This is a genomic window from Halalkalibacter sp. APA_J-10(15) (genome assembly GCF_023017105.1).
Taxonomy (GTDB): Bacteria; Bacillota; Bacilli; order Bacillales; family Bacillaceae_D; genus Halalkalibacter.
This window is the reverse complement of sequence record NZ_JALKEV010000011.1, coordinates 138,255-165,173: the sequence shown is the minus strand read 5'-3', so window position 1 is coordinate 165,173 and position 26,919 is coordinate 138,255. Positions and strand designations below refer to the sequence as shown.

Below are 26,919 nucleotides of genomic sequence, written 5' to 3'. Positions count from 1 at the left end.
TGCATGCGCATAAACGCTATCATCCGGTATTAGCACCGATTTCTCGATGTTATCCCAATCTACAGGGCAGGTTGCCCACGTGTTACTCACCCGTTCGCCGCTAACTTCAAAGGAGAACAAGTTCTCCTTAAAGTCCGCTCGACTTGCATGTATTAGGCACGCCGCCAGCGTTCGTCCTGAGCCAGGATCAAACTCTCCATAAAAGTTGAGTTGAATTAGCTCATATACTACATAAAACATTGACGAGATTCCTTGTTGCTCACGCAACAATTGTCTCTTTTCCGCTTGGCTTTTGTTCAGTTTTCAAAGAACTTTCGTCGTTTTTAGCGACCTTTACATCATAACATCAAACTATTTTTGATGTCAAGACTTTTTCAAAACTATTCCGTCGCTCATTTCAGCGACAAGTAATAATATATCATCGAAGAAGAATAACGTCAATACTTTTTTCAAGATCAGCAACATGAATAACTATATTGTTTATAATCCTGGTTACTTACTTGCCGCTCTTCAGCCTTTAGCTTTCTTTTTTCTACTAAATGACGAACGAGTAATTCTAAATCCAAGCGATATGCTTCTAGTTCATTTAATTTCATTAAATCAGTCATTGTAAGAGGTCGTTTTTGCTCTGTCAAAACCATTAAGAAATGACGACTTCCTAAATCCGTCTTCGATTGAATGGAGAGCTCCATCGCCAACAATAATAATTCTATTCTCTTCTCGACCGATTCGTTACTATTAAAAAGCTCCTGATACAATTTATAAATTGGCGGATCTATTCTTTTCACTTGCTCCCAAACGACCACTTCTGAATACATCCCTTGATTAACGATCGACAAACGAGCAAGATGATGAAGAGCGTGCATCATATGACTAAACGAATCAAGAAAGTGCCCTTCACGAAAAAAGGTTTTTCCTTCTTCAAACCTTCTTAATAATTTACTAAATTGAATCGTTAGTTTCTTCTGACGATCTTCAACAGGAAGTGCATCGATTCGTTCTTTAATCGTACGTAAGCTTTCATTTCGATCAAAGACCACTTCTCCATTCACAACCCAATCGATTAAACGGCGATGATTTCCCGTCAATAATGTTTGATCAATCATTTCTATACTAACGCAATGAAAAGAAACAGACTTCCCCTCTATCACATAATGTTGGACACCCCAAGAATACTGAGACTCATCTTTAATAAGAAGAACAACAACGTCAAATCCATCCGTAACCGTTAATGGTACATTTACCTTTTCAACCACAACAATAGCTAAAGTCCCATCATGACTTGTATATTTCTGATACATTTGACGCAAAGATTGATCAATCACCATAGTTCTTCCCACTCCTTATTAATCACATGCAAATCTATACTAACTATTCTCCACATTCAAAAAAATTCCTTCTACAGACAATTCATTTCTCTGTCAAATCCGATAATGGCCTTCTATGGTATACTAGAATTAAAGGAGGCCACTGAAAAAGTACGAATTAACTCTTTCAGTACCTTTGATTTGACAAGCAATGGCTTCACTCGTTGCTCAATTGATACGACACACCCACTTGTATCAATATTTTTAAAACAGGCAACGGCTTCGCTCATTGCTTAAAGGTCACCAAAAAAGTTAAAAATCAAACTTTTTCAGTGCCCTTATGACGAGTTAGGAGGGGAAAACGTGGGATTGAAATACGCAAACAAAATTAACAAAATCAGAACCTTTGCGTTAGGTCTTGTTTTTGTTGGGATATTAGTTATGTACATCGGAATCTTCTTTCGTGAATCACAAGTCATTATGATTATTGCCATGCTTCTTGGACTTTTATTTGTCATTTCGAGTACGGTCGTTTATTTTTGGATTGGTATGCTTTCAACAAGAACAATCCAAGTCGTTTGTCCAAATTGCGGTGGCGCAACAAAAATGCTAGGGCGTGTAGATGCATGCATGCATTGTCGTGAACCTCTTACATTAGACAAATCATTAGAAGGAAAAGAATTCGATGAAGCGTACAATAAAAAGAAGCAAGAAAAAGGTGATCTGTCATAACTGACTATCATTATCAAGCATGTTTTCTCATTTGAAGTGAAAGAGACACCTCTCAAAACATTCTTATCTGATCGTCGCTTAGCACATCTACTTCGGTTTCCATTCGCGGCTGGTGAGTTACCTCTGCTAAAACACTACGGCAACTCACCGCCGCCTTCATCTATATCCTACTCTATAGGGATTCCTAGACTCTCCCAAAATCATTTCTACGAATTTTATAACTCGTTAGTTTATAAAAAAGAAACCCAAACAGCTATTAACCATTCGAGTTCCATTGTTTAATGTTGCTTTGCTTTTGTTTGACAATCCGGACAAATGCCATTAATCTCCATTCGATGATTTAGCACTTTAAATCCTGTCACATGCTCAGCAAGTGTCTCCACTTCATCTAATCCCGGATAGTGGAAATCGACGATCTTCCCACAGTCATTACAAATGACGTGATAGTGATCGGATGTAACTGAATCAAAGCGACTCGATGAATCACCGTACGTTAACTCCCTTACGATACCAGCTTCCTTAAAGACGCGTAAGTTATTATAAACAGTCGCGACACTCATATTTGGAAAACGCCCTTCTAACGCTTTGTATATATCATCAGCTGTTGGATGGGTATTTGATTCAAATAGGAATTCTAGAATCGCATGACGCTGAGGAGTCATACGCACACGTGTACTTTTCAACGTTTCAAGTGCATCTTGTAAGCGATGACCAGACATAGTCATGCACCTCTCTTTCAAAAAAACCATTCTTACTTTGTAATTAGTATAATATCGAATGGTCACATTGTCAATCAAGGTAACATGAAGAATATTTTGTAAATAGATCCTGTCGCTAGTTCCAGACATTATTTTATTTTACCATTGAGTCCCCGCCAAAAAAGGCGCAGAGTCCTTCACATCTACTAAAAATGAGGTGAAGCGATGGGCTTGCTTGCTCTTTCTTTGCTTTTTCTTCTCTAAATCAAGACATGCCCCTTTAATCGACTCCTTTAATATAGAGACATCCTGTTCTTCAACCCCAAACAAGAAAGTTGTATTCCCCTTACGCCAAAACCCACCAGAGCTCGCGAGTTCTGTCATACGGTAATCTTTTTGCTTCAATTGCTTTTCAACTTCATCTCTATAGAAGTTATCAATAATACATACAAGCAGCTTCATCGCCTTTCCTCCTCTACCCTGTTACCTATTTATACTCTTCATTGAAAGAATTGGTTCCTGTCTATCCTTCTATTTCATCCTTAATATACATCAACGCCTCTTCGACGTGATCCTTCACACGAACCTTGCGCCATTCCTTAATGAGCTTACCTTCTTTATCAATTATAAAGGTTGAACGTTCAATCCCCATATACTCTTTGCCAAAATTCTTCTTCAGCTTCCACACACCATATAACTCACTCACCTGATGATCCTCATCTGCTAGTAAGTAAAAAGGAAGGTTATATTTATCCTTAAACTTCTCATGTCTTGAGATTGGATCAGGACTTACGCCAATAATGACTGTATTTAAGGCAGAGAAATCCTCCATATGATCGCGAAAATCACATGCTTGTGTTGTACAACCAGGTGTCATGTCTTTCGGATAAAAATACAAAACAACCTGCTTACCACGGAAATCTTCTAGCGATACACGTTCTCCTGATACGTCTTCAAGTGTAAAAGTAGGTGCGGCTTGTCCTATTTCGACCATGATTCAATCATCCCTTCAACCGTTTCTTCTAGAGTAGCTGATGTACACAAGAAATACAACTACCGTCCCATTTTTGCTTGCAAAAATGTGTTCATGACAAATGCCGCTGGTAATAGAAATCCTATAAGAGACTGAACAACCGCAAATAGACGTCCTAATCCAATTGGGACGATATCACCATATCCGACTGAAAGCATCGTGATCGCACTAAAATATATCATATCTAGCATACTAATCGTTTCTCCGAATAATGGGGCATCAATTTGAATGACACGTATACCAATCAGTTCAACTCCTGTATATAAGATCGCAAATGAGGAGATTAACGTAGCATAGACGAGAATGAGGAGCCCAAAGTGACTTAATGAAACAAGATGTGTTGAAGGATGGGGTCGAAAACGTAAGAGCATCAGTAGGCTCACAATCGTTCCAACCGTTGAAATTAATAAAAGAATTACGACAATCAGCTTCATATTTTCCCCTCCCATCCTTTTCATTATATGAATACAAATTGACCATTAGAAGGACATGTTTCCTACATTTCCTAATAGTTTTTCTCCATTTTCACTGGTAAAATAGCAAGGGAACATCTGTACTTATCCCATTACAAGAGGAGGGTTGAGTGATGCAACAGTTAACAGATGAACAACTGTTAGAAGCCTATGCTCAAGCGAGGAAAGCACAATTAAATGAATCCTTTCTCACATTATTACTGGAAGAAATTAAAAGAAGAGACCTTCAAGATGAAATTTAATCATGTTAATCTCCTATTATCCAAAAGGAAGTAATCGGAATACTAATTAAACTTCCCCAGTACTCCCTTCAGGATACTTGCCCTTCTTAGGCATCTATGATTGAATACTATCATGACAAGGAAATAAGTATAGGAGAGATGTCATGAATTGGTCAAAATCAGAGCAATACTATAAAGAAGCACAACAACATATTTTAGGTGGAGTCAATAGCCCTTCACGAGCCTATAAAGCTGTCGGTGGAGGGACACCTATTTTTATGGAACGAGCAAAGGGCGCCTACTTTTGGGATGTCGATGGTAATCAGTACATTGATTATCTTGCAGCCTATGGTCCGATTATTACTGGACATGCTCATTCGCATATTACGAAGGCTATACAAAGAGCAGCAGAAAGTGGCGTTTTGTACGGAACACCGACGACGTTAGAAAACACTTTTGCGAAAATGTTAAAAGAATCGATTCCTTCACTAGAGAAAGTACGTTTTGTCAATTCGGGTACAGAAGCAGTGATGACAACTATTCGGGTCGCACGTGCTTATACAGGTCGAGATAAAATCATTAAATTTGCCGGCTGTTATCACGGACATTCTGACCTTGTTCTCGTCGCCGCTGGATCTGGCCCTTCTACTTTAGGTACGCCAGACTCTGCCGGTGTCACAAAAAGCATCGCCAAGGAAGTGATCACGGTCCCATTTAATGACATTAACGCTTTCGAAGAAGCATTAAAAAGATGGGGCGATGAGGTGGCCGCTGTTCTTGTCGAGCCGATTGTCGGTAACTTCGGCATCGTTCAACCGCAGGAAGGCTTTCTAGAGGCCGTTAACTCACTTACACATGATTATGGCGCTCTCGTGATCTATGATGAGGTTATTACAGCCTTTCGATTTATGTATGGTGGCGCCCAAGACTTACTCGGTGTCCAACCAGATATGACAGCGTTAGGGAAAATTATTGGTGGCGGCTTGCCGATTGGTGCTTATGGCGGAAGGGAGGATATTATGGAAAAGGTCGCTCCACTTGGTCCTGCTTACCAAGCTGGAACAATGGCCGGAAACCCGGCTTCGATGAGTGCTGGAATTGCTTGCCTTGAAATATTACAAGAAGAAGGAATTTATGAGGAGCTTGATCGTTTAGGCGCTCGTTTAGAGGATGGAATTATTCAATTGGCCAAAAAGCACGGTCAATTGATTACCGTCAATCGTTTGAAGGGAGCCTTAACCATTTATTTTACGAATGAAACGATTACAAATTATGAGCAAGCAGAAAACTCAAATAGTGAACAGTTCGCCGAATTTTTTAAAGAAATGCTGAAACGTGGGATTAATTTAGCTCCGTCCAAATATGAAGCATGGTTTTTGACGATTGCTCATACAGATGAGGATATAGTCAAAACATTAGCTGCTGTTGATGAAGCATTCGCTGTGATGAACGCCGCACAATAAATGAGGGATAAACATGAAATTAGGTGCACGCATTTTCAAAACAGGCTTAGCGATTATCCTTTCGCTCTATATCGCTTCTTGGATCGGTCTTGAACCACCTACCTTTGCTGCCTTAACTGCAGCACTCGCGGTCCAACCATCGATATATCGGACGTTCCAAACGATACTTGATCAATTCCAAGCGAATATGATCGGGGCCGTGCTTGCGGTGATATTTGTTTTAACGCTAGGAGCCGATCCGTTTGTCATTGGGTTTACTGTCGTACTAGCGATTGCTCTTATATTGAAATTCAAGCTTGAGCCAACGACCATTCCCATTGCAATTGTGACGATCATTATTATTATGGAAAGCCCAGGGTCTAACTTTATTGAATTTGCTCTAAGCCGATTTTCCCTTATTATATTAGGAGTACTGTCGGCATTTATCATTAATTTACTCTTCATTCCTCCTAAATATGAGACGAAGCTATACCAGAAAATTTTGAACGTCTCTGAGGAAATTCATCAATGGCTTCAGTTATTTATTCGACAAAGCGCTGATCATCAGGCTCTTAAGAAGGATATCGTCCGACTTGAAGAAGAAATAGTCGAGATCGACAACCTGTATTTATATTATAAAGAAGAACGAAATTACTTCATGCGTAATAAATACGCTAAAGCACGGAAAGTCGTTCTTTTCAGACAAATGGCGATCACAACAAAGAAATCCCTTTTCGTGCTAAAAAATATCGCAAGCCGCTTAAATAACCTCCATGAGCAAGCGGAGGAGGTTCACGAATTACTTGAGAAACAACTATATGAGCTTACAGCCTACCACGAGCTATTAATGCTCCGTTATGTTGGCAAGGCCCATGTCGAACAAACCGACTCAACGAAGGCCGCCTTACATGTACGGAAGGAAGCCTTATTTAATCAGTTAATTGCCTTACGTGATCAAGAAACACTAACCGGAGAAGAGTGGATGCACACCCTTCCAGCCATTACTCAACTAACCGAATACCAAGAACAGCTAGAGCACCTCGAACAACTCATTGATAGCTTCTTCAGCTACCACACAAGCGAGAACAAAGTGAAGGTAGAATAAGGAAAACGCGCATCTTTGAATGATCCCATTCTCGCATTTTCTTACCTTTTATAGTCAATCGCTTCCGCGGTATCGCTCTTTTCTTCATTGAATTGCACTGATCCTGGAGCGCAGCACACTCCTCTAAGCGAATTCACTTCATTCTCTTTAATGGAACCTCATTCCGCTATTCCCCCCATTATAGGGTTTGTTACGACCTGTTCGGAACCTCATTCCGCTATTTGACCATTTACGCCCCTCTTCACACTTTTTTTGGCGTATTAACGGAATGACGTTCCACTTCGAACGTAAACCGACTTATTTCGTCCATTTAACGGAATGAGGTTCCGTTCGGCATAAGAAAAAACGCGCTAGTGTTGCGCAAAGCCGTTACAATGGTGTCAGTTAATCTGAAAGTGGGGTTCTTTCAGATTAACGAGTAACGAACGAAGCCCAGCGCTCTCCATTGAATTGCTCACGCCACCTATGAATTATCCTAATCTTCTATGCTAACTTCCTACTGCGACATTGATACAATCCCATTTTAACCGAATGAGAATTACCCTTATTCTGCTCAAAGCCTCACCCCTGGCTTTCTTCACAGAACTATGCCCTATCCCTTCACAAATAAAGCTCTCCTACAACGTCCTTACAACGTCATAAGAGAGCTATTCCTTATAGCTGTTGAACATCAAACAGCTTCTTGTATGCTCCTCTTCGCTTCATAAGCTCTTGATGATTTCCCTCTTCAATAATACGTCCATTTTCGATCACAATGATCCGATCAGCATGAGTAATCGTTGAAAGGCGATGAGCGATGATGAATGTTGTGCGATTTCGAGCGAGCTTTTCCATCGCCTCCTGAATGTAATGCTCACTTTCCAAATCCAATGCTGAAGTCGCTTCATCGAAAATGAGTATTGGCGGATTTTTTAAGAACACACGAGCGATCGCCACTCGTTGCTTCTGACCACCAGAAAGCTTCACCCCACGTTCACCAACCTCAGTCTCATAACCACGTGGTAAATTCATTATAAATTCATGGGCATTCGCCGCTTGAGCCGCTGCGATCACTTCAGCCTCTGTCGCATCAGGCTTTCCCATTAGTATGTTCTGCTTAACCGAATCACTAAATAAAATATTATCCTGCATGACCATGCCGATTTTATCTCGGAGAGAACGCACTTGAAATTCCCGTATATCAGTTCCATCGAACAAAATCTGTCCTGAGGTTACATCGTAAAACCGAGGAATTAAACTAATGAGTGTACTTTTCCCTCCACCACTCATTCCGACAAAGGCGACCGTCTCCCCTTTATTTACTTCAAAGTTCAGATTTTGCAAAATACGATCGTCTTCTTCATACCCAAAGCTAACATCATGAAATGTTACTTGCCCATTTACATGATCCAATGCCTTCGCATGTTCGCTATCCTTAATATCATACTTCTCATCAATAAATTCAAATACACGATCCATTGAAGCAATCGCCTGTGTTAACGTCGTTGACGAATTCACTAGTCTTCGCAAAGGCCCATATAGTCTTTCCATATAGAGGACAAAGGCTGTCATCACACCAACTTCAAATTGATTTGTAATGACAAAATAACCTGATACGAAAATAACTAACAATGGAGCAATATCGGTAATCGTATTGACGACGGCAAACGTCTTAGCATTCCATTTCGTATGATCAATCGCCCGCTTTAGAAAATGCTTGTTCCGCTCTGCAAAACGATCTTGCTCATAGTCCTCTAGCGCAAAGCTACGAATGACGTTCATTCCTTGCACACGCTCATGCAAATGCCCTTGCACCTCAGCCAACGCTTGAGAGCGAACACGAGTTAATTCACGTAGCCTCGCATAAAAATATTTAACGGAAAATCCGTAGAACGGAAACATGGAAATCGCAACGAGTGTAAGCCAAACATTGAGATTAAACATAATAATAAGTGCAATGATAATCGTCGCTAAATCAAGCCAAATATTCATAAGTCCCGTAATGACAAAATTCTTCGTTTGCTCCACGTCATGAATCACTCGTGATATGATTTCTCCTACTTTTCGATTTGAATAAAACCGCAAGCTCAGCTTCTGAATATGAGTAAAAAGCTGGTCGCGAATATCATACAAAATTTTACTACCAATCCATTGTGCAAAGTATTGCCGGAAATATTCAACTGGTGGTCTGACGACAACGAATAAAATCCCCATTACGATCATTACTTGAACAAGAGTTGACATCTTCTCATCCTCGGACATCGCTTCGGCAAAAATAATATCATCAATCACATACATCATCACGAGCGGAAGCATTAATGGAATTCCGAATTTTAATAAACCAATTAATACAGTAATAATAATTTCCTTCCAATATGGCTTTACAAATGCCATGTAACGTTTCATACTTTCCAGTGTCAATCACCCCTCAAGCCATAGCGCCTATCTCTTCTCTAAATTTACTTACCCTTTGGCTGAAACTCTTATTTTAATTGCGTCATACACATTCGTGCTATGTGTACGTACGAAGACAGCGTCACCCGTTTTTTGGTCCTTATTTGTTAAAGAAGTTGTCCCTTTTTAAAGAGACAACTTCTTATAGAAGCTCTTCATCCATTACAACTGGATAAACGCAACCTTTTCTATCGATATTGTAAAAAACGTTCATACCAATTCTCCACAAATTGCGGAGCAAACGGCCCTTTCCGTTGATGGATCCATGATATGAGCTCATCAACACTACGCTGTAATATCGTATCAATAGCCGGTGGATATTCCATCATTTTACTATGCAACTCATATTCATCTTCATCTAAGAGCTTAAAGGTCATGTCAGGAAAAACTTTAATATCAAGGTCATAATCAATATACTTTACCGCCTCTTGATCCCATGTAAACGGAGAACCTAAATTACAATAATAGTATATCCCATCCGAACGAATCATACCTATCGTATTAAACCATTTCTCTGCATCAAAATAGCAGATTGCTGGTTCTCGAGTTCTCCAATGTCGACCATCTGATTCTTTCACTAATATCCGGTCATTCCCTCCAATAATAACCTTTGACGTCCCTTTAAGCACAATTGTTTCTTCCCAAATGCGATGAATCAATCCATTATGCTTGTAGCTATGGATTTCGATGTTGCTACCAACTTTGGGAAAATTCATACGCTACTCCTTTCTATTCAGTTTTAAGACGTCAGTAGGTAGAGTAGGATCCCTTTATACAGTCCAAAACCACATATCCCCTCTATTCACTACCCTGTACAATCACTAAACATTTTCCTTCACTTCCTATTATAACTCTTTCAGAATCGATTTGAAATGATTTGACTATTTTCTAAATGCATTATTTTTTGGATATGTACATGCGTTGCTTGAAAGAAGAATTCGGGAGGCTATTGAACTTAATCATTGCATTCAGCGGAATTACAAAAAAATACCCTCTGGACGTTATGCCAGAAGGTATTTCTGATTGACAGCAATTATTTTTGTTGCTGCTGATTCGCAGAAGCTTGTTGTTTACGAGCTTGAGACTGCTGATTTTGTTGGCGAACTTCTTGCGCATTTGTTTCACTAGCGAACTCAGTGTTTGAGCTAGATCCTTGTGCAGAAGCTGCATTTTGCTTACGAACTTGCTGCTTATTTGTTTGTGCAGCTTGTTGCTGTGCTTGTTGTTGTTGGTTGTTATTCATGTATCTCACCTCCACGATTATTAAGGTGTCCGGGTGGTGAGAACTTTATTCAAAAAAAATTACGTTAATAAAGAAATTCCTCCATCAACAATCAGAGTCTGACCTCGAATCATATGTGCATCTTCGGAAAGTAAGAATAAAACAGACTTTGCCAAATCTTCCGTTTCAACAATTCTCCCTGCAGGCGTACGATCCTTTGCATCATTCAGTAATTCATCGCGATTAGGGAAATGAGTGAGAGCATCTGTATCTACCGCTCCACCTGAAACGGCATTGACTCGAATCCCCTTTTCCGCTAACTCGACAGCTAAATAACGTGTTAAAGCTTCGACTGCAGCTTTTGATACGCCAACAGTTGTATAATTTTTTAAATAGCGAATAGAACCGAGTGAGCTTAAGCTGACAATCGATCCACCACCATTCCTTTCCATCCTCTTTGCCGCTTCCTGCGCACAGAAAAGGAGCGCTTTACTATTAATATCCATCGTCCAATCCCAATGACTCTCCTCTAATTCCATCACTGGTCGCAACACACCAGATGCAGCATTGTTCACAAGTATGTCAAGCCTTCCAAACTCTTCATCAATTTGCGCAAACATTTCTTTAATTTTTTCTGGCTTCCCTACATTCGCTTTAATAACGAGTGCCTTTTGCCCAAGTTCTTCAACTTCCTGTGCCACTTCAAGCGCAGCTTTTTTACTACGCGCATAATTTATGACAATGTCATACCCTTTTTCCGCTAATTTAAGTGCAATATTCCTTCCAATCCCACGGCTACTGCCGGTTACTAGTGCCACTTTACTTTGTTCCACTTCCACTTCCTCCTTCAATACAACAATTCCCTTTATTATAACGTATAGTGCAAATGACGAACAGGAACACTATAGGTGCCTGGTCAAAAAAATATAGCAATTGCTTCCTTCGAGGTCATTCCAAAAGGGAAAACCGTCCTTTTGAAACAACCTCTATAAAAAAGTTTGAACAAAAGTAAAGTAGCCATCATTATTCAGGAGGAATTAATATGTATGTCGGACGTGATATGACCGAGCTTTCGATGCTATCAATTGAACAATGGACAGATAAAGAATTAGCTTATTTTCATCATAGTATGCAGCAAGTAACGCCCTATTTAAATGTAGAAGGTGTGACGATCCATCGCGAAATTATTGAGGAAATAGAAGAAAGAGGGGGCTTAAAGCACGAAGCCACCTGGACTAACGGAACCGAAATTCATCCAGATTAACCGCGTAGAAAGGAAGAATTCAATGGAAAAGCAATTGTATTATGTGAATTTAAACCCGATTAGTATGGATGATATTAGCCCTATACGCGTGAATGATGGTCAGCTCATTGAGTATGAGATTGAGGCGACTTCATTAGAGAAGAAGGAACTCGAAAAGCTCCTTCGCGAAGTACAAGCTCATGACGTTGAGCTTGGGAACTTATTTTCCTTTCGTCATTTCGACGATCAAGAAGGAGATCGCGACAAGAACGAATACCAAAGAGGCTTAAACGACGTGTTTGAGGAGCTATATCGCTTAGGAACAGAAGAAACGAAAGCAAAGATCCGCGAAATCCACCTTATTAATAATGATCAATAGATCCTTGTAGCGAACAACGTTCACCATGAAAGGTCATGGTGAACGTTTTATCGTCATTAAAAGCTATTTGACTGTCCACCGTCGACATTAATAGTGGCACCTGATACCCAACTCGCCTTTTCAGATGCTAAGAAGACGACGACGTTCGCCACTTCCTCAGGTCGGCCGAAGCGCCCTCCTGGAATTTCACCATCAACAAATTGCTTCATTTTCTCAGGGTTCTCCTCCATTCTTTTTTGCCAATTCCCTGTCGGATGTAAGATTGATCCAGGAGCGACACTATTCACCCGGATTCCATCGATAATCACTTCATCAGCTAATGCCTTTGTAAAACTAATCATCGCTGCCTTCGCATTGTTATACGTTGCCTTCCCACCTGACTCACGTCCGAAAATCGATGTTATGTTAATGATTGCTCCAGACTGCTGGGCCTTCATATACGGTAAGGCTAATTTACTAAAGTGCACGGCAGAGAAATAGTTTAATTCAAGCCCCTCGTAAAAAAGCTCCATACTCGTCTCCATAATTGCTCCTCCGTTACTTCCACCAACATTATTTACTAAAATATCTAGCTTGCCATAACGCTCGGTGATATGCTTCATAACATCCTCGCGCTCTGTTGCATTCATTAAATCGGCTGCTATCGTATCAATGTTGTCATACTCCTGTTCTATTTCAGCTAAAGCCTCCTTCCCTCGCGCAACGACGACGACTCTCGCTCCTTCTTCCTGCAGTCCTTTAGCAATCGACAAACCAATTCCCTTTGAACCGCCTGTTACTAAGGCTACTTTTCCGTTTAATTGTAAATCCATCGAATCATCTTCCTCCCGTTTTCAAAACTAGCTACATTGCTGTCGTTTTTTTAATGCTTCAATGATCTTTTGATGTGAAACAGGAAAGGCGTAATCCTCTAGTCGCTCGATTTCAACCCACATTCGCTCAACGGTATAGGCTCCCGACTGATCCCCTGCTGTTCCCTCATACACGTCAATTGTCCACTTCAAATGTGAAAAGGCATGCTCTACTTCCTGCACCTTGTCTTCAAGCTTTAATGAGATGTCATATGTCGCAAATTGCTCATGGATAGCAGTCACCTGCTCGTCTCTCTTCGCTTCCACCATAGGGAATTGCCACAGCCGTGCTAATAGGCCATTATCTGGCCTTTTCTCAATCAGCACTTCCCCTTTATCATTTCGAATGATCGTCGCTGCGAGCTCCTTAGCCTTTGGCTTTTTCTTTTTTGTTTTCACTGGTAGCTCGTCCTGTTTTCCAGCAGAGTAAGCGCGGCAAACCTGGTGCACAGGACAGATTAGACAGCCTGGCGAGGTCGGCGTACAGATGAGCGCTCCTAGCTCCATAAGTCCTTGATTAAATCCAGATGGATCATCCTTATGAATAAGCTCGTATAATATCGTCTCAAAGAGCTTACGAGTAGCTGGCTTAGCAATGTCATTATTCACTAGCAATACTCGCGCAAGCACTCTCATCACGTTCCCATCTACTGCGGGCTCAGGCTTCCCATAGGCGATGCTTAAAATCGCTCCTGCTGTGTATGGCCCTACTCCTTTAAGACTTGATATTTCTTTGCGAGTGTCTGGCACGACTCCGTTAAATTGATCGAGAACCTGCTGCGTCGCCTTCTGCAAATTGCGAACTCTTGAGTAATAGCCTAATCCTTCCCACGCTTTTAAGATTGCATCCTCATCTGCCTTTGCTAAATCAAAAAGCGTCGGGAACTGTCTTATAAATGCTTGGTAATAAGGGATTACTGTATCGACACGAGTTTGCTGAAGCATAATTTCCGATACCCATATTTTATAGGGGTCACTCGTCTGTCGCCAAGGTAGATCACGCTTCTGTGAATGAAACCATTCAACAAGAGCTACCTGAAATGTTTTCTGTGAAAAATCTTTTACGAATGATTGACTCATCTTCTCCCCCTTGTTGTTAAAAAAGCATTGAAAAAGGCCACTGAAAAGTTTGCTTTTTAACTTTTAGTGCCCTTCAAGCAATGAGCAAAATCGTTGCCTGTTTTGGAACAGCATAATACGAGTGAGCACGAATGAAGACATTGCTTGTCAGATGAAAGGCACTGATAAAGTCGATTTGTACTTTTTCAGGGGCCTCATTAAAAAGGTGGTGCCCATTTAGAAGCCGGATTGGATCATCATTCCTCTATTTGACCTTTACCTGCTTTATTCGACTACTTAGCGGATCCTCATTCCGTTATTCAGCCTTCTGATCCGCATTTTCTCTTTTTAACACCGATTTAGAGGAATGAGGATTCCTTTATTCACATTGTATGATATTTTCCCCTATTTAGCGGAATGAGGAACCGTTCCGACTAAGCTTGAACAACCTCTTACACATCTTTTCGTTGAAATGCCCAGCAATGGATTTTCTTCTCTCCACCCTCAATATACGGAACAATCGAGCTGAACACAGGATGCTCCGTAGATTGCCTTAGCTTCTTCAATGCTTGGTAATGAGAAACCGTCGGCACTTCAAACATTTCGACATATAGATATGGCTGATCCTCAGCGACAAACCATTCAACTTCAGTCACATCATAATCTGGCAATGTCGCAAGTACCATTTCCATCGACGCTTCATATTCTTTAATTTTTTGTGGTTTTATTTTATACTCCATGAAAATTTGTAAAGGTTTCGTCATCTTTTCCTTATCTCCCTTTTTAATCTCTTCAGTTTCGGGTATAAATAAACTATACCTATTTTAACCGATAAGGAGGATCTCAGCATGGATACTGGAACACACGTGGTGATGGGTATCGCACTTGGAGGATTAGCTACATTAGATCCCATTGTAGCAAACGACCCGCTCTTACCAGCAGCGGTTATGACCGCAACCATTATCGGTTCACAAGCTCCTGACTTTGATACAATTTTAAAATTAAAAAACAACGCCGTCTACATACGGAATCATCGAGGCGTCACCCATTCTGTACCTGCACTTTTCACATGGCCGTTGCTCATTACAGGTGGCATTACATTATATACAGGCACAAGCAATTGGCAAACGATCTTACTTTGGGCTTTTATTGCTGTGTTCCTACACATTTCCGTTGATATCTTTAATGCTTACGGCACGCAAGCATTAAGACCTTTCTCCAATAAATGGATTGCACTTGGCGTCATTAATATCTTTGACCCTTTTATTTTCATTAGTCACTTAGTTGCTCTTTCCCTATGGCTAGTTGGGCTTTCACCCGGACCTGTCATGCTGTCATTGTATATCATTACCGTCCTCTATTATATATGGAGGATTCTAACAAAGAAAGCGGTCGTACAAATCGCCAAAGAAGCCCATCCAGACGCAACACATGTCTTTGTTTCACCAACTATAAACTGGAGCCAGTGGCATGTTGTTATTCGAACGCCTAGTGTTATGTATGTAACAGAATGTCGCAACAGACAATTTGAATACTTCGAGCAATATGCCTTTGATCCGATTCCTGATACAGCAGTCTTAAATGCCGCACGACAAGACACTAATCTTGATGCTTTTCTTTCCTTTTCACCGACGTATCGTTGGGAAACGTTTGAGAAGGATGGCATTACAGAAGTTCGTTTCGTCGATCTTAGATATCGAAGCAAAGGGCACTATCCATTTGTAGCGATCGTCCAGCTAGATCAGGAACTTTCCGTTATGAATTCCTATACCGGATGGGTATTCAGTGAAGAAGCCTTACAGAAGAAGCTTAACATCGTCCTTCCCTAATCGTTTATTCGATTTCGGCGGTCATTGCGATCGCCGAAATCACTCATTAATGTGGAAACGGATCTTCATTGTTCAAATGGTTAAATTTCTTCTCTTTCGGCTTATAGTGGTGAAGATGTGGTCCATATTGAGCAATCCATTTGGCCACAACCTTCTCCGTCACGTCCTGCCCTTTGTAGCTCCAGCCACCCCTCGCTCTCGTCACCTCAAAATCCTCCCATAAGCTTTCAACCCATGTTCTCGCTTGTTGCATCGTTAATTGTTCATTACGTTCAAGAAGCTGTTCCGTTAAACGTTGAAAGCGAGTTTCCATATCCGTTCCTCCTTTGTCAAACATTGCGTGAAATAATCACATTATATCAAACCATACTATAAGTGAACATGTTTAAAGGAGGGACACTCGTGAGAAATAAAGCAAAGGACTTTCCTAATCATATTAACTTCAAAGGAAGTTCACCGAAAGATTACAACACCTATGAATCATTACGACCAAATGGGACCATTAATACGCGCCCACAAGAGCGAATGAAAAATAGCCAAGAGCAAGAAAAGTAGTTGATCAATCGGAGGTGTCCGTCATGAATAAGGAAACGATGCACGCATTCGAATACAAGAGTCCGTTTGATTCTCCACGAGCCAACCCTAAACATGCTTCACATCAAGTGAACGGTGAAACGCAAATGTCACAGCATGATATCAAAACAAGAATCCACCGCCGAATCCAACGAAGTTAATGCGCTGTAGCAAGCCTTACGATGAGCCTCATTCTTATCGTAAGGCGCTTTTATCATTCATATTATCACCGTAAAAGCTAAACCGATCCCATCCTTTATATTTGATCCTGCTAAAATCCCCATGCTCCCCGGAAATAAGCTAACCCTAACACTACTCGTAATCCGGTATTTGCAATCTTGAACATGAACATTGAAGGGTTGCTTCATTTCAATCAAGATTTGATTACCCGTTTGCTTTAATACCTTAATATTTGCAAAAATAGTCGTGTTGATATAAAATTCATCACACTATTTCGTGCAACAAAACAACGCTCTGAAATTGTTAGTATAGGTATCATTCATTGATACTAATAGACTTCTCCCCTTTTTTTATCCCTCTAATAAGGATGAATTAAAAACAAGGTGGAAAACTATCACAAAATGATTATTTTTACCCTAGTATATCTGTCTCTATTTTCAAAAAAGGCTAATCTACTAATTAACTTATCCAACCAAAAAAGAATTTTTCTCGTAAGATATAACGAATAAAAATTTATTTTAGGGAGGAAGATATTAATGTGTTGGAATGATTGTGTTTTTGGTAGCAGAGGTCACGACCATGACCGTAAGTGTAAGTGTGATTGCAGAGAATTATTTAAAGGTATAACTAGAAATACTCCTGTTAGAGTTCGATTAAGAGGAGGAGACTTTATAGACGCATTCTTCTTTGATGTATGCTGTGATACCGTTTATTTATTCTTTTGCAATGACGTAAGTGAATCTATTAAGCTCTGTTGTGATGATGTGATAGCTGTTCATGTGAGATCTATGTTTAAACATCATGGCTGTAAATAGTAAAGAGGCTGGGACAAAAGTGTTTTAATAGATGAGAAACCGAACAAATACACAACGATGCAAATATACAGTTCATGAAATAGACTTCACTGTTCGGATTCTCAGCTAACTACTTTCGTTATCTCCAACTTCTTTTTGAATATATATATTTCGAAAGCCTTGTTCAAATGCAACGACATCTAATCAAGAGCTAACCTGATCAGATGTCGTTGTCTTTTATTTTCTTTCAAGCAATGAAATCGGAACAGCCTCTAAGCCCTTAGCTCCATCTCGATAGCCCCAAGCAAAATATCCATTCAAATAGTCAACTTGAAAGCTTGACGTGCTCCCCTTTAAAGAATAGATTTCACCAGACTTGTAATCGGCTGGATCTAGTAAATAAGATTGAGCCATTAACATTTTTCGTTCATAAACTGCAAATTCGTTCGACATACCCATTTGTTCTGCCTTCTTAGCCTTTTCGTTAAAGTTAGATATAGCTGTCCGTAACTCATGTTCGGTCATTTCACTGAATCGTTTCTCAGGCACTAGAACTCACTCCTTATTCTTCCTGCAAATATTGTTCAATCATATCAATTGAGAAGCCTTTACGGTAGAGGGCTTGCTTACACTTTTGATTGTACTCCCAGCCATGTAACTGCCGATACTTTTTCCTTATCTTTTCCCCTTGATAACAAATCGCTTCCCATTCTTCACGATCTTGATCTTCATTTTCAAACGTGCTTAGCGCTTCTGAAATAATAGCTTCTGTGTAGCCTTTTGCATATAGCTGCCCAACTAGCTTATCTTTCCTCGATCGTTGTGACAAGCGTTTATCCTGTTTCCCTTTCTTTTCAAGCCACTTTCTCACTTCTCCGACCCATTCTTCAACCGGTATTTCCATTAAATGAACGTCAATAATCTCTTCATTTACTCCTTTCGTCATTAATTCTTGCTTTAGTTTCCTAGGACCCTTCACTTGTGTTAATCGTTTTGTTTGAATATAAGCTCGTGTAAATTCCCGGTCATCTAACCATTTTTCTTGCTCTAATTTCTTTATTGCTATATCAATATATTTTTCCTCCTTCTCTTTTCGAATTAAATAATCACGAATTTCTTTACGCGAGCGCATACGATAAGACAAATAATGAATAGCCAAGTGGTAAACCTTTCTTTCTTCATCTGCATCAAGTAAGTCCCGCAATTCCTTTTCATTGATTTCTTGTCCTTTTTGGAGACGGTACTTGACTAAAACATCTTCATCAACGCTAAAGCCATATTCTTCTCCATTTCCGCGATTCACAAAAATCGAATACCTCGACTTATTCTTCTTTTGAACTTCTATTTTCGTAATAGCTACCATATTTTCAAGACTCCTTCAAACCGTTAATGTTGGCTCTTCATCAAAAAAACCTTACAATAAATCTATACATGTCAATGTCTAAAGGGAGGACATCCAAATGAACATTGCAATCGCAGGTGGCTCAGGTTTAATCGGCTCTGCTTTAACTGAATATTTAACGAAACAAGGATATACTGTTTACATTTTAACAAGAGATGCTACAAACAAACCAGTAAAAGACAATGTTCGTTATGTCGAATGGTTACATGATGATGCTACCCCTGAAAAAGAATTGCAAGATGTCGAGGCTGTTATTAACTTAGCAGGTGAATCAATCGGTTCAGGCAGATGGACAGAAGATCGAAAGCGAGCGATTCTCGACAGCCGTATACAATCAACACGTGCAGTCATCGATTTAATAAAGCATCTTACTCCTACTTTACGCGTATTAGTCAATGCATCAGCGATTGGCTATTATGGCCATTCAGCAAGTGTCACTTTTACTGAAGACTCAGAGCCTGTGGATGATAGCTTTTTAACGACAGTCGTTAATAGCTGGGAAAAGGAAGCAGCTAAAGCTCGTGATTTCGGGGTACGGGTTGCCTTTTGTCGGCTAGGAATCGTACTTGATAAGAAGGAAGGCGCATTGCCGAAGATACTTCTCCCATATAAGCTCTTTGCGGGTGGAAACCTCGGTACAGGTGAACAGTGGATGAGCTGGATACACATGGACGATGTCGTGCGGTTATTCACTTTCGCTATAGAGCACAGCACAATCAACGGACCATTAAATGTCACAGCACCAACCCCTGTGCGAATGAAGGAGTTCGGTCAAACATTAGCAAGTGTGCTAAACAGACCTCACTGGTTCCCAACCCCAGCCTTCCTCCTTAAGATCGCACTCGGAGAAATGAGTACATTAGTACTTGATGGCCAAAAGGTCTTACCAAAGAAAAGCACAGACTTCGACTACACATTCCAATATGCTACGCTAAAATCTGCTCTAACAGATACACTACAAGGGAAGAAATAAGCGACGAGGCTGTGATGAAAGGGTATGAGTTAAGAAAACCGGACCAGAGGGAACTGAAAAAATTAATAATCAGAGGTCACTGAAAAAGTCCTTTCTAGTAACTCAAGGAAGAGTAATGGCTCCGCTCGTTGCGCACCTTGCTATGAGAAACCCACTCATTGCAAGGCTTTCAAAATCGGGCAACGGCTACGCACATTACTTCAAAGCCACTGAAAAAGTTAAAACCAAACTTTTTCAGTGGCCTCAAAAATCAAACTTTTTCAGTTCCTCGACGATGAGATTCTTTAATAAGAATTTCATTTCGTGCGGTTATTTCTTATTTTTTCATTAACGAATTTGTAACTCACTTGTTCATTTTCCTCCTATTTTCTCCCCCTTTTTTGCAATCCACCTTTTCTTTAAATATCTTGTCTATTCTTTAATCTTTCTGTAAAGAAATGATTATTTTTTTTATCAAAATTTCATGAAAAAGTGGTATCTTTTTTATAAAAATACATTTAATATAAAAGAGGATTACAGAGTTATACGTCGTATATTAGTATAAATGATGCATTTCATATGAATTACTAAAGAATTTAACGTTTTATACGTAATTATTCCATTATATAGCGAATGGGAAGGCAATTGGTGCGCCATCAGCTTGGCTGGTTCTAGTGGGTTCGATTCCCACCCCGAATTTGATGTGCTTGTTTATTAAATTCGAGGGTGGAGTCCCATTCTACCCTCAATCAAGGGGGTTTTTTTGATGATTTTAAAACAAAGAGATGTCGCGGATTGTCATCACTTATATGAATTATTAGTAGACCCAGCTGTTTTTCCCTTCGTACGGGAAAAGGCACAAACGTATGATGAATATGTCTTTTTGACAAAGAAGACAATTGAAGCTGAGGAGAGAGGGGAATTGATTTCAAGGACTATTATCGATGAATGGGGCTCTCCGATCGGCACGATTAATTTGTACGATGTTTATGAGCAATCAGGCTTTTTAGGTACATGGATCGGCTCACCTTATTTTGGACTTGGTTATAATCAGAGAGCGAAGGAATCCTTCTTCAATGAATTGTTTTTCTCCTGTGACATTCAAACGGTCTATATGAGAATTCGCAAGCATAACGAAAGGTCCTACCATGCTGCATTAAAGCTGCCTTATTGTACACTTGCCAATGAATTACGTCCTGATATTCTTGAAGTGCTCAACCAAAAGGGAGACTACAACTTATTTCAAATTGAAAAGGATCTCTATCACTTTCACTTCATGAGAACGTCACCAACAATCGAACGAAAAGAAGCATAAGAAAAGCCCTAATGGCGTTGCAGGCAGTCTTTGCAAGAGTTTGAGTTCCGTCTGTGCTTCATCCCACTATTTATGGCTTATTATTCCTCCTCGGTTAACGGTCCCATTTTAACGGCAGGAGGATTTCCTTTAGTCTCTCTTTGCTTGGCGTCAGCTTCCTCTTCTTATCATTAAACTCACTCTATGAGCCATGCTTAGGATAAAACGACTTTCTTTTGACGAAGCTACTACTAATCCAATAAGAAAGTGGTGACACTATGGAAAGTAAAAAACGCCGAGCTCAAGAAGAAAGACGAACACTACGCAAAGCACAAGAAGTGAAATTTGGTTCAGAGTTCAAAGCTGCTGACAGAGCCGCGCGAAGATAACATTCCTATTGCTCCCGGGGGATGTCTCAAACTGTACTTTTGAGACATCCCCCTTTCTCAACTGTCGATTTCTTATTTAGTATCTCACTATAGCTAACATCCATTTTTTTCATATTTTCTTCTTCATAATTTCTTAACAAAAATCCCCCTCCATTTAAACAGCTTAAAAACCCTTATACAGCAAGGGATATAACTCCATTTGAAAATTTCTGATATTTTCAAATTGTAAGGAAACCTAACCATACAGTAGTATTTACAGCCATTCATGTTCTTACTTCCATTCAACCAATCTAAGAGTGGCTCATCACGATTAATCCTCCTATTGGTAAGTTGCGCCATTTTCCCGAACACGCTTATCATAATAATAGTTCGTTTAACAAATTGATTTTCGAAGGAGGAAACTGATATTAAAAGCCAAGGAACTCCTGTAGCGTTGAAAACGGATGAGGTTGTCTTTTCGAAACCTACTGTTAAAGACGGAGCAGGCATGTGGAATTTAGTCAATGAATCAACACTCGATCAAAACTCTGCGTACAAGTACATTATGATGGGTGAATTTTTTGCAGAGACATGTGTTGTAGCAAAAGAGAACGATCATGTAGTAGGATTCGTTACAGCATTTATCCCTCCAGAGCGGCAAGACGTCGTGTTTGTTTGGCAGATAGGCGTTCATTCTTCTCAACGCGGCAAAGGACTCGCGTCAAAAATGCTAGAAGAACTTGTTAATCGACCTGGATGTGCTGATGTTAAGTTTGTAGAGGCAACGATTACTCCTTCAAATGAAGCATCTCAAGCATTATTCCGACGATTAAGCAAAACGTTCGATACAAAATGTGAAGTGAAGGAATGCTTTTCAGAAGACCTCTTCCCTGAGGATGGCCATGAAGAAGAGTTAACATTCCGTATTGGACCTATTCGCTAAGCAAATAAGGACTTGTCAGTGAAACAAAACCATTCCCTTTGTGAAAAAGGGTTAAAAAACAGGAGGAAAACAAATAATGGGTCAAACAGATATGAAGATTTTTGAAGAATTAGAATCTGAGGTACGTAGCTATTGTCGTAGTTTCCCAACTGTATTTACAAAAGCAAAAGGCTACAAAATGTGGAACGAGGACGGTAAAGAATATCTTGATTTCTTTGCAGGAGCAGGCGCTCTTAACTATGGTCACAACGATCCACATATGAAGGCTAAGCTCGTTGATTATATATTAAATGATGGAATTACTCACTCATTGGATATGGCAACGGCACCAAAGGCTGAATTCCTAAAAACGTTTAATGATGTAATTCTAAAGCCTAGAAACCTTGAATATAAAGTTATGTTCCCTGGACCAACTGGAACGAACACGGTGGAGAGTGCATTGAAATTAGCTCGTAAAGTAACAGGACGTACAGACATTATTAGCTTCACAAACGGATTTCACGGTATGACAATTGGCGCATTGTCCGTAACAGGGAATGCCTTCAAACGTAAAGGTGCTGGTATTCCATTACAGAACACTGTGACGATGCCGTATGATAGTTTTGTCAGCGAAAGTCTTGATACGCTAGAGTACCTTGAACGCTTCTTAGAAGATGGCGGTAGTGGTGTAGAAATCCCTGCTGCAATGATTCTTGAAACAGTTCAAGGTGAGGGTGGAATTAATGCAGCACGTTTTGAATGGTTACAACGTGTTGAGCAAATTTGTAAACGTTGGGGCATCCTCCTTATTGTCGACGATGTTCAAGCTGGAGTTGGACGTACAGGAACGTTTTTCAGCTTTGAAAAAGCTGGCATTGAACCTGACATCGTATGTATGTCTAAATCAATCGGTGGAATGGGATTACCACTTGCGATTACATTGATTCGTCCTGAACTAGATATTTGGGCTCCTGGTGAGCATAATGGTACATTCCGTGGAAACAACCATGCATTCATTACAGCAACAGCGTCTCTTTCTTATTGGGAAGATGATAAGTTTGAAAAGGACATCCAAGAGCGTTCAAAACGCATTTTCTCCTTCTTAGAGCGAATCGTTGCGGATTATCCTGAATTAGAAGGTGAAGCAAAAGGCCGCGGCTATATGGTCGGAATCTCTTCTCAAGTGGACGGTCTAGCATCAAAGGTGGCAGCGGAAGCCTTTGAGCGTGGATTAATTATGGAAACATCTGGTCCTAATGATGAAGTATTCAAGCTATTTCCACCTTTAACGATTGATGATGAAGGTCTAAACAAAGGATTCGAAATTATTGAAGATAGTGTTAAAGCCGTTCTAGGTGCTAGAGAGCTTGTCACATCTTAATGAAAATGAACGATTTTAAAAGGGGATCTTAGATTGCTTGAGATCTCCTTCTCTTATAAAAAAAGCAATCAAATCACTACTGACATGGAGGCTATTTAAAATGAAAGTTGTAAAATTAGAAGATATTATTGGAACAGAGCAAGAAGTAGATGGAGGCAATTGGGTTAGCCGTCGTCTCGTATTAAAAAAAGACGGTATGGGCTATTCCGTTCATGATACGATTATTCGTGCTGGAACAGAAACGCATATTTGGTATCAAAACCACCTAGAATCGGTTTATTGTATTGAAGGTGAAGGTGAAGTCGAAACACTTGCAGATAATAAAGTATGGCCTATTAAGAAAAATGAGATTTACGTATTGGACAAAAATGACGAGCATCTCCTACGCGCCAAAACAGATATGCGTATGGTATGTGTCTTCAACCCACCAATTACGGGAAGAGAAGTCCATGATGAGAATGGCGTATACCCAGTAGACGAAGGCTAAATAAGGAAGACCAAAATGGTACAGCCCCCCTAAAGTTGGAGTAGAAAATCTAACTTTAGGGGGGTGTTTTCATGTCCATATTTTGAGAAGAATTTAAAATAAAGCTTGTTACCGAATACTTAGCTGGAAACCTTGGATACGCAGCAACATTTCTTAGTCCATTTCTACATTAATGTAAGAACATTGATTGAAATGACACGTCTTCCTTCTCTACACCTATCTGTTCAAGAAAGTCGAACAACTCCCCAAAAGAGCGACACGGATAAGGGGTTTCACAGACTTTATTCGCTTTTTCAACCTGTTCAATAAACTCTTCATTGTTCCCTAACCCCTCTTGCATCTTCAGAACTAGCTCTAAAGATTCTTCATCCTTTGCCAATGTCATATACCCTTCATTTTTATTATAGTAAATGATAAAAGGGATATGAGTATTCGGATGAATAAACGATGCTTTATACACAACCATTTCAATTCCTTCCTTCTTACACGTATTAGCCTAAGTCACATTTAACCTTTTAAGCTTACATTTTAATTGTTCCTTTTGCGCGACAATTTCTTCAGCAGAGATCGGCTTACTTACGACAAACCCTTGAACGACTTCACATTCATTTTCATACAGCTTATTTAGTTGCTCTTCTGTTTCCACACCTTCGACAACCACTTTCAATTTCAGTAGCTTCGTCATTTTTATAACTGACGATAAGAGAGCATTTGCCTTTTCATTCGTTGTAATATCACTTACGAATGAACCATCAACTTTGACAATATCGATTGGCAAATCTCGTAACTGATTTAAAGAGCTATACCCTGTACCGAAATCGTCAATACTAATACTAACACCTAGCTTTTTAATTCGCATCAAAATTTGCTGAACACTTCCCTTATCCATCGCCATCGTTTCAGTAATTTCTAGCTCTAATCGATTGGGCTCAAGGTCGTTTCCCTTCAAAAACTGTTCGATTTTCTCAATTAAATTATGTTGAAACAACTGGCTAACTGATAGGTTTACAGATATAGAGGGGACATGGATTCCTTCCTCCGTCCATTTTCTCATTTGGATACATGCCTGTTCGATCACCCATTCACCTATTAATAGAATGAGCCCCGTCCTTTCTGCAATCGGAATAAATTCTCCCGGCGAAATCATCCGACCACTTGGATGGTTCCAACGAACTAACGCTTCTACGCCGACTAGATCACCCGTTTGAATATTCAGCTTTGGTTGATAATATAATAGAAGCTCTTCTTGGTCAATTGATTTACGCAAATCCGCCTCAATTCTCATTGCTTCATTAGGGCGTGTATTCATTGATTTATGGAAAAAGGCAAACGGTTGATGATTTTCTCTCGCATGCTCCAACGCATGTTGAGCATTTTTTTGCAAATCTTTCACCGTTTCGCCAACACCATGGAAATGGGTAACGCCAACAGTTGCCGTTAAAAAAAATTCATATTGATCGACTTTAATCGATTGTTCAATGGTCTTAATGGCAAAGCGTATCATCTTGATCGTCTGTTCATTAGGGCGCACCTTACGATCAATAATTGCAAAACGACTATCACTAATTCTCGCTATGTATAAATTTGGACTTAATAATGACTTAAATCGCTTTGCCAATAAGCGAATGACCTCTTCAGCAATTTCCTGATCGATATGCTTACGTATGAAATTCAAGCGATTGACTTTCAAAATGTAGAAACCAAACGGCTCCCCATATTTAATTCGTTCAAATAACGTATATTTTAAACTTTCATAATTAGCAAACTCTGAAACAGGGTCATTAAAGTATAGAAAACGAACCTCTTCCGCCGCTTGCTCCTCTTTTGTAATATCGGTTACGATGCCACCAATGTTCATTAATGACCCATTCTCTGAATAAATCGGGTAAATTTGATCCTGCACCCAGCGCTCTTTCCCATTTTTTTGGATGATGCGATATTTAATCGTTACATTTCCATCCCTTTCGATCTTCTTCTGCCAATATGATGGTGAATACCTCTTTCGGTCATTAGGATGTATCCGTTCATACCAGAGGGTTGGCGATGCCACTAATTCCTCGCTCGTGTATCCAAAGATTTCACTGACATAAGAAGACACACGTAATAGTTCGTTTGTTCGACTATCTCTTAACCACAACACTGAATGGGCTGACTCATACATGCTCTCAATTTGATGCTGCGCTTTGTTCTTTTCTTTTAACCCTATGAATATTCGTACAAGTAACAGAATAAGCATGATATATATGCTAAACTTAACAACTCCTAAAAGTGACTCATCTACAACATAAGGTACGCTAAACTGCAAACCAAGCAAACAAATTAAGACAATTAGTAATTGATTGATCGTTAATAAAGGTTTCCGTATCATCCTATCTTCCCCCATGACAACAACCTAAAACCCGCAATACTTAAGCGCTTACATAACTTTTCAAAAAATGAGGTAATTTTCTCTTTTATTGTATCACGTTTTAACATTTTTTTGACAACATTCTCTTAGAGATTATGCAAAAAGCACCAAAAAATATAGCAATGTCTCCGC

At 39.8% G+C, this 26,919-nt stretch carries 33 protein-coding genes and 1 rRNA gene; 15 read left to right on the top strand and 19 right to left on the bottom strand.

The genetic code is table 11. The annotated features are described in order from the left end of the window. The 3 genes from MW695_RS14190 to MW695_RS14180 form a co-directional block, all read right to left on the bottom strand. Positions 1–203 (bottom strand): 16S ribosomal RNA (locus MW695_RS14190); the annotation flags it as partial. 252 nt (positions 204–455) lie between these two features. Beyond that, positions 456–1,328: a nucleotidyltransferase-like protein gene (locus MW695_RS14185; RefSeq protein WP_247106008.1), complete on the bottom strand. Its 873-nt coding sequence runs from the start codon at positions 1,326–1,328 to the stop codon at positions 456–458. A 113-nt stretch (positions 1,329–1,441) separates the two neighbouring features. Then, positions 1,442–1,597 carry a hypothetical protein gene (locus tag MW695_RS14180; protein WP_247106007.1) on the bottom strand — a complete coding sequence of 52 codons (156 nt, stop codon included), beginning with the start codon at positions 1,595–1,597 and terminating at the stop codon, positions 1,442–1,444. A gap of 73 nt (positions 1,598–1,670) precedes the next feature. Between MW695_RS14180 and MW695_RS14175 the strand changes: the two genes are divergently transcribed. Further along, positions 1,671–2,039: a YgzB family protein gene (locus MW695_RS14175; protein WP_247106006.1), complete on the top strand. Its 369-nt coding sequence runs from the start codon at positions 1,671–1,673 to the stop codon at positions 2,037–2,039. 278 nt (positions 2,040–2,317) lie between these two features. Here MW695_RS14175 and perR read toward each other — a convergent pair whose 3' ends face one another. The 4 genes from perR to MW695_RS14155 form a co-directional block, all read right to left on the bottom strand. Further along, complete coding sequence (gene perR, locus MW695_RS14170) at positions 2,318–2,758, bottom strand: peroxide-responsive transcriptional repressor PerR (RefSeq protein WP_247106005.1); 441 nt, start codon at positions 2,756–2,758, stop codon at positions 2,318–2,320. A 138-nt stretch (positions 2,759–2,896) separates the two neighbouring features. After that, positions 2,897–3,199, bottom strand: a complete 303-nt coding sequence (locus MW695_RS14165; RefSeq protein ID WP_247106004.1) for a cyclic-di-AMP receptor — start codon at positions 3,197–3,199, stop codon at positions 2,897–2,899. A 61-nt stretch (positions 3,200–3,260) separates the two neighbouring features. Further along, the gene (gene bcp / locus MW695_RS14160; RefSeq protein ID WP_247106015.1) at positions 3,261–3,734 is read right to left on the bottom strand and encodes a thioredoxin-dependent thiol peroxidase; all 474 of its coding nucleotides are present in this window, start codon (positions 3,732–3,734) and stop codon (positions 3,261–3,263) included. Positions 3,735–3,790: 56 nt separating this feature from the next. Next, on the bottom strand, positions 3,791–4,204 hold the full coding sequence (locus tag MW695_RS14155) for a potassium channel family protein (RefSeq protein ID WP_247106003.1): 414 nt from the start codon (positions 4,202–4,204) through the stop codon (positions 3,791–3,793). Between the two features lie 152 nt (positions 4,205–4,356). Here MW695_RS14155 and sda point away from each other — a divergent pair, with 152 nt between their 5' ends. The 3 genes from sda (at position 4,357) to MW695_RS14140 (ending at position 7,011) form a co-directional block, all read left to right on the top strand. Next, positions 4,357–4,485, top strand: a complete 129-nt coding sequence (sda, locus tag MW695_RS14150; RefSeq protein ID WP_247106002.1) for a sporulation histidine kinase inhibitor Sda — start codon at positions 4,357–4,359, stop codon at positions 4,483–4,485. A gap of 143 nt (positions 4,486–4,628) precedes the next feature. Further along, complete coding sequence (locus MW695_RS14145) at positions 4,629–5,927, top strand: glutamate-1-semialdehyde 2,1-aminomutase (protein WP_247106001.1); 1,299 nt, start codon at positions 4,629–4,631, stop codon at positions 5,925–5,927. A gap of 13 nt (positions 5,928–5,940) precedes the next feature. Then, complete coding sequence (locus tag MW695_RS14140) at positions 5,941–7,011, top strand: FUSC family protein (RefSeq protein WP_247106000.1); 1,071 nt, start codon at positions 5,941–5,943, stop codon at positions 7,009–7,011. 654 nt (positions 7,012–7,665) lie between these two features. Here MW695_RS14140 and MW695_RS14135 read toward each other — a convergent pair. The 4 genes from MW695_RS14135 to fabL form a co-directional block, all read right to left on the bottom strand. Beyond that, positions 7,666–9,405 carry an ABC transporter ATP-binding protein gene (locus tag MW695_RS14135; RefSeq protein WP_274169707.1) on the bottom strand — a complete coding sequence of 580 codons (1,740 nt, stop codon included), beginning with the start codon at positions 9,403–9,405 and terminating at the stop codon, positions 7,666–7,668. A 227-nt stretch (positions 9,406–9,632) separates the two neighbouring features. After that, positions 9,633–10,160 (bottom strand): nucleoside tri-diphosphate phosphatase, encoded by a 528-nt coding sequence (gene ntdP, locus MW695_RS14130; RefSeq protein ID WP_247105998.1) that lies wholly within the window; start codon positions 10,158–10,160, stop codon positions 9,633–9,635. Between the two features lie 317 nt (positions 10,161–10,477). Beyond that, positions 10,478–10,687 (bottom strand): gamma-type small acid-soluble spore protein, encoded by a 210-nt coding sequence (locus tag MW695_RS14125; protein ID WP_247105997.1) that lies wholly within the window; start codon positions 10,685–10,687, stop codon positions 10,478–10,480. Between the two features lie 59 nt (positions 10,688–10,746). Continuing rightward, positions 10,747–11,499: an enoyl-[acyl-carrier-protein] reductase FabL gene (fabL, locus tag MW695_RS14120; RefSeq protein ID WP_247105996.1), complete on the bottom strand. Its 753-nt coding sequence runs from the start codon at positions 11,497–11,499 to the stop codon at positions 10,747–10,749. Positions 11,500–11,708: 209 nt separating this feature from the next. On the opposite strand from fabL, the gene MW695_RS14115 reads away from it, so the two are divergent. Then, positions 11,709–11,930: a cytosolic protein gene (locus tag MW695_RS14115; protein ID WP_247105995.1), complete on the top strand. Its 222-nt coding sequence runs from the start codon at positions 11,709–11,711 to the stop codon at positions 11,928–11,930. A gap of 22 nt (positions 11,931–11,952) precedes the next feature. Further along, positions 11,953–12,288, top strand: coding sequence for a hypothetical protein (locus MW695_RS14110; protein WP_247105994.1), 336 nt, complete (start codon positions 11,953–11,955; stop codon positions 12,286–12,288). A gap of 56 nt (positions 12,289–12,344) precedes the next feature. Here the strand turns inward: MW695_RS14110 and MW695_RS14105 are convergent, their stop codons facing one another. The 3 genes from MW695_RS14105 to MW695_RS14095 form a co-directional block, all read right to left on the bottom strand. Beyond that, positions 12,345–13,100, bottom strand: coding sequence for an SDR family NAD(P)-dependent oxidoreductase (locus tag MW695_RS14105; protein WP_247105993.1), 756 nt, complete (start codon positions 13,098–13,100; stop codon positions 12,345–12,347). 27 nt (positions 13,101–13,127) lie between these two features. Next, positions 13,128–14,219 carry an A/G-specific adenine glycosylase gene (gene mutY / locus MW695_RS14100; protein WP_247105992.1) on the bottom strand — a complete coding sequence of 364 codons (1,092 nt, stop codon included), beginning with the start codon at positions 14,217–14,219 and terminating at the stop codon, positions 13,128–13,130. Positions 14,220–14,650: 431 nt separating this feature from the next. Next, complete coding sequence (locus MW695_RS14095; protein ID WP_247105991.1) at positions 14,651–14,962, bottom strand: hypothetical protein; 312 nt, start codon at positions 14,960–14,962, stop codon at positions 14,651–14,653. Positions 14,963–15,046: 84 nt separating this feature from the next. Between MW695_RS14095 and MW695_RS14090 the strand changes: the two genes are divergently transcribed. Beyond that, positions 15,047–16,027 carry a metal-dependent hydrolase gene (locus MW695_RS14090; protein ID WP_247105990.1) on the top strand — a complete coding sequence of 327 codons (981 nt, stop codon included), beginning with the start codon at positions 15,047–15,049 and terminating at the stop codon, positions 16,025–16,027. Between the two features lie 46 nt (positions 16,028–16,073). On the opposite strand, the gene MW695_RS14085 is transcribed toward MW695_RS14090, so the two are convergent. Then, a complete protein-coding gene (locus tag MW695_RS14085) occupies positions 16,074–16,340 on the bottom strand; it encodes a YfhJ family protein (protein WP_247105989.1) in 267 nt (88 codons plus the stop codon). 89 nt (positions 16,341–16,429) lie between these two features. On the opposite strand from MW695_RS14085, the gene sspK reads away from it, so the two are divergent. After that, the gene (gene sspK, locus MW695_RS14080; protein WP_060526032.1) at positions 16,430–16,582 is read left to right on the top strand and encodes a small acid-soluble spore protein K; all 153 of its coding nucleotides are present in this window, start codon (positions 16,430–16,432) and stop codon (positions 16,580–16,582) included. A gap of 23 nt (positions 16,583–16,605) precedes the next feature. Next, on the top strand, positions 16,606–16,761 hold the full coding sequence (locus MW695_RS14075; RefSeq protein ID WP_081728018.1) for a YpzG family protein: 156 nt from the start codon (positions 16,606–16,608) through the stop codon (positions 16,759–16,761). A gap of 1,050 nt (positions 16,762–17,811) precedes the next feature. Here MW695_RS14075 and MW695_RS14070 read toward each other — a convergent pair. Together MW695_RS14070 and recX are read right to left on the bottom strand one after the other, a co-directional pair. Continuing rightward, positions 17,812–18,123 (bottom strand): YfhH family protein, encoded by a 312-nt coding sequence (locus MW695_RS14070; protein ID WP_247105988.1) that lies wholly within the window; start codon positions 18,121–18,123, stop codon positions 17,812–17,814. A gap of 13 nt (positions 18,124–18,136) precedes the next feature. After that, on the bottom strand, positions 18,137–18,937 hold the full coding sequence (gene recX / locus MW695_RS14065; protein WP_247105987.1) for a recombination regulator RecX: 801 nt from the start codon (positions 18,935–18,937) through the stop codon (positions 18,137–18,139). Positions 18,938–19,034: 97 nt separating this feature from the next. On the opposite strand from recX, the gene MW695_RS14060 reads away from it, so the two are divergent. The 6 genes from MW695_RS14060 (at position 19,035) to MW695_RS14040 (ending at position 24,380) form a co-directional block, all read left to right on the top strand. Then, the gene (locus MW695_RS14060; RefSeq protein WP_247105986.1) at positions 19,035–19,949 is read left to right on the top strand and encodes a TIGR01777 family oxidoreductase; all 915 of its coding nucleotides are present in this window, start codon (positions 19,035–19,037) and stop codon (positions 19,947–19,949) included. A 745-nt stretch (positions 19,950–20,694) separates the two neighbouring features. Then, positions 20,695–21,243 carry a GNAT family N-acetyltransferase gene (locus MW695_RS14055; protein ID WP_247105985.1) on the top strand — a complete coding sequence of 183 codons (549 nt, stop codon included), beginning with the start codon at positions 20,695–20,697 and terminating at the stop codon, positions 21,241–21,243. A 257-nt stretch (positions 21,244–21,500) separates the two neighbouring features. Then, entirely contained in the window at positions 21,501–21,611 is a 111-nt protein-coding gene (locus MW695_RS22715; RefSeq protein ID WP_260505915.1) for a YfhE family protein, read from the top strand. A gap of 433 nt (positions 21,612–22,044) precedes the next feature. Beyond that, positions 22,045–22,533: a diaminobutyrate acetyltransferase gene (ectA, locus tag MW695_RS14050; RefSeq protein WP_260505914.1), complete on the top strand. Its 489-nt coding sequence runs from the start codon at positions 22,045–22,047 to the stop codon at positions 22,531–22,533. Between the two features lie 76 nt (positions 22,534–22,609). Further along, positions 22,610–23,893: a diaminobutyrate--2-oxoglutarate transaminase gene (ectB, locus tag MW695_RS14045; protein ID WP_247105984.1), complete on the top strand. Its 1,284-nt coding sequence runs from the start codon at positions 22,610–22,612 to the stop codon at positions 23,891–23,893. A gap of 100 nt (positions 23,894–23,993) precedes the next feature. Further along, a complete protein-coding gene (locus MW695_RS14040) occupies positions 23,994–24,380 on the top strand; it encodes an ectoine synthase (RefSeq protein WP_247105983.1) in 387 nt (128 codons plus the stop codon). 169 nt (positions 24,381–24,549) lie between these two features. On the opposite strand, the gene MW695_RS14035 is transcribed toward MW695_RS14040, so the two are convergent. Both MW695_RS14035 and MW695_RS14030 read right to left on the bottom strand, forming a co-directional pair. After that, positions 24,550–24,846 (bottom strand): hypothetical protein, encoded by a 297-nt coding sequence (locus MW695_RS14035; protein WP_247105982.1) that lies wholly within the window; start codon positions 24,844–24,846, stop codon positions 24,550–24,552. A 30-nt stretch (positions 24,847–24,876) separates the two neighbouring features. Beyond that, the gene (locus MW695_RS14030; RefSeq protein WP_247105981.1) at positions 24,877–26,748 is read right to left on the bottom strand and encodes a putative bifunctional diguanylate cyclase/phosphodiesterase; all 1,872 of its coding nucleotides are present in this window, start codon (positions 26,746–26,748) and stop codon (positions 24,877–24,879) included. Between the last annotated feature and the right edge of the window lie 171 nt (positions 26,749–26,919).

Excerpts from the sequence above, each read along its gene's own strand:
- MW695_RS14185 (WP_247106008.1), bottom strand. The coding sequence starts at position 1,328 with ATGGTGATTGATCAATCTTTGCGTCAAATGTATCAGAAATATACAAGT.
- MW695_RS14180 (WP_247106007.1), bottom strand. The coding sequence starts at position 1,597 with ATGAGCGAAGCCGTTGCCTGTTTTAAAAATATTGATACAAGTGGGTGT.
- perR (WP_247106005.1), bottom strand. The coding sequence starts at position 2,758 with ATGTCTGGTCATCGCTTACAAGATGCACTTGAAACGTTGAAAAGTACA.
- MW695_RS14165 (WP_247106004.1), bottom strand. The coding sequence starts at position 3,199 with ATGAAGCTGCTTGTATGTATTATTGATAACTTCTATAGAGATGAAGTT.
- MW695_RS14155 (WP_247106003.1), bottom strand. The coding sequence starts at position 4,204 with ATGAAGCTGATTGTCGTAATTCTTTTATTAATTTCAACGGTTGGAACG.
- sda (WP_247106002.1), top strand. The coding sequence starts at position 4,357 with ATGCAACAGTTAACAGATGAACAACTGTTAGAAGCCTATGCTCAAGCG.
- MW695_RS14145 (WP_247106001.1), top strand. The coding sequence starts at position 4,629 with ATGAATTGGTCAAAATCAGAGCAATACTATAAAGAAGCACAACAACAT.
- MW695_RS14140 (WP_247106000.1), top strand. The coding sequence starts at position 5,941 with ATGAAATTAGGTGCACGCATTTTCAAAACAGGCTTAGCGATTATCCTT.
- ntdP (WP_247105998.1), bottom strand. The coding sequence starts at position 10,160 with ATGAATTTTCCCAAAGTTGGTAGCAACATCGAAATCCATAGCTACAAG.
- MW695_RS14125 (WP_247105997.1), bottom strand. The coding sequence starts at position 10,687 with ATGAATAACAACCAACAACAACAAGCACAGCAACAAGCTGCACAAACA.
- MW695_RS14115 (WP_247105995.1), top strand. The coding sequence starts at position 11,709 with ATGTATGTCGGACGTGATATGACCGAGCTTTCGATGCTATCAATTGAA.
- MW695_RS14110 (WP_247105994.1), top strand. The coding sequence starts at position 11,953 with ATGGAAAAGCAATTGTATTATGTGAATTTAAACCCGATTAGTATGGAT.
- MW695_RS14105 (WP_247105993.1), bottom strand. The coding sequence starts at position 13,100 with ATGGATTTACAATTAAACGGAAAAGTAGCCTTAGTAACAGGCGGTTCA.
- mutY (WP_247105992.1), bottom strand. The coding sequence starts at position 14,219 with ATGAGTCAATCATTCGTAAAAGATTTTTCACAGAAAACATTTCAGGTA.
- MW695_RS14095 (WP_247105991.1), bottom strand. The coding sequence starts at position 14,962 with ATGACGAAACCTTTACAAATTTTCATGGAGTATAAAATAAAACCACAA.
- MW695_RS14090 (WP_247105990.1), top strand. The coding sequence starts at position 15,047 with ATGGATACTGGAACACACGTGGTGATGGGTATCGCACTTGGAGGATTA.
- MW695_RS14085 (WP_247105989.1), bottom strand. The coding sequence starts at position 16,340 with ATGGAAACTCGCTTTCAACGTTTAACGGAACAGCTTCTTGAACGTAAT.
- MW695_RS14075 (WP_081728018.1), top strand. The coding sequence starts at position 16,606 with ATGAATAAGGAAACGATGCACGCATTCGAATACAAGAGTCCGTTTGAT.
- recX (WP_247105987.1), bottom strand. The coding sequence starts at position 18,937 with ATGGTAGCTATTACGAAAATAGAAGTTCAAAAGAAGAATAAGTCGAGG.
- MW695_RS14060 (WP_247105986.1), top strand. The coding sequence starts at position 19,035 with ATGAACATTGCAATCGCAGGTGGCTCAGGTTTAATCGGCTCTGCTTTA.
- MW695_RS14055 (WP_247105985.1), top strand. The coding sequence starts at position 20,695 with ATGATTTTAAAACAAAGAGATGTCGCGGATTGTCATCACTTATATGAA.
- MW695_RS22715 (WP_260505915.1), top strand. The coding sequence starts at position 21,501 with ATGGAAAGTAAAAAACGCCGAGCTCAAGAAGAAAGACGAACACTACGC.
- ectB (WP_247105984.1), top strand. The coding sequence starts at position 22,610 with ATGGGTCAAACAGATATGAAGATTTTTGAAGAATTAGAATCTGAGGTA.
- MW695_RS14040 (WP_247105983.1), top strand. The coding sequence starts at position 23,994 with ATGAAAGTTGTAAAATTAGAAGATATTATTGGAACAGAGCAAGAAGTA.
- MW695_RS14035 (WP_247105982.1), bottom strand. The coding sequence starts at position 24,846 with ATGGTTGTGTATAAAGCATCGTTTATTCATCCGAATACTCATATCCCT.
- MW695_RS14030 (WP_247105981.1), bottom strand. The coding sequence starts at position 26,748 with ATGATACGGAAACCTTTATTAACGATCAATCAATTACTAATTGTCTTA.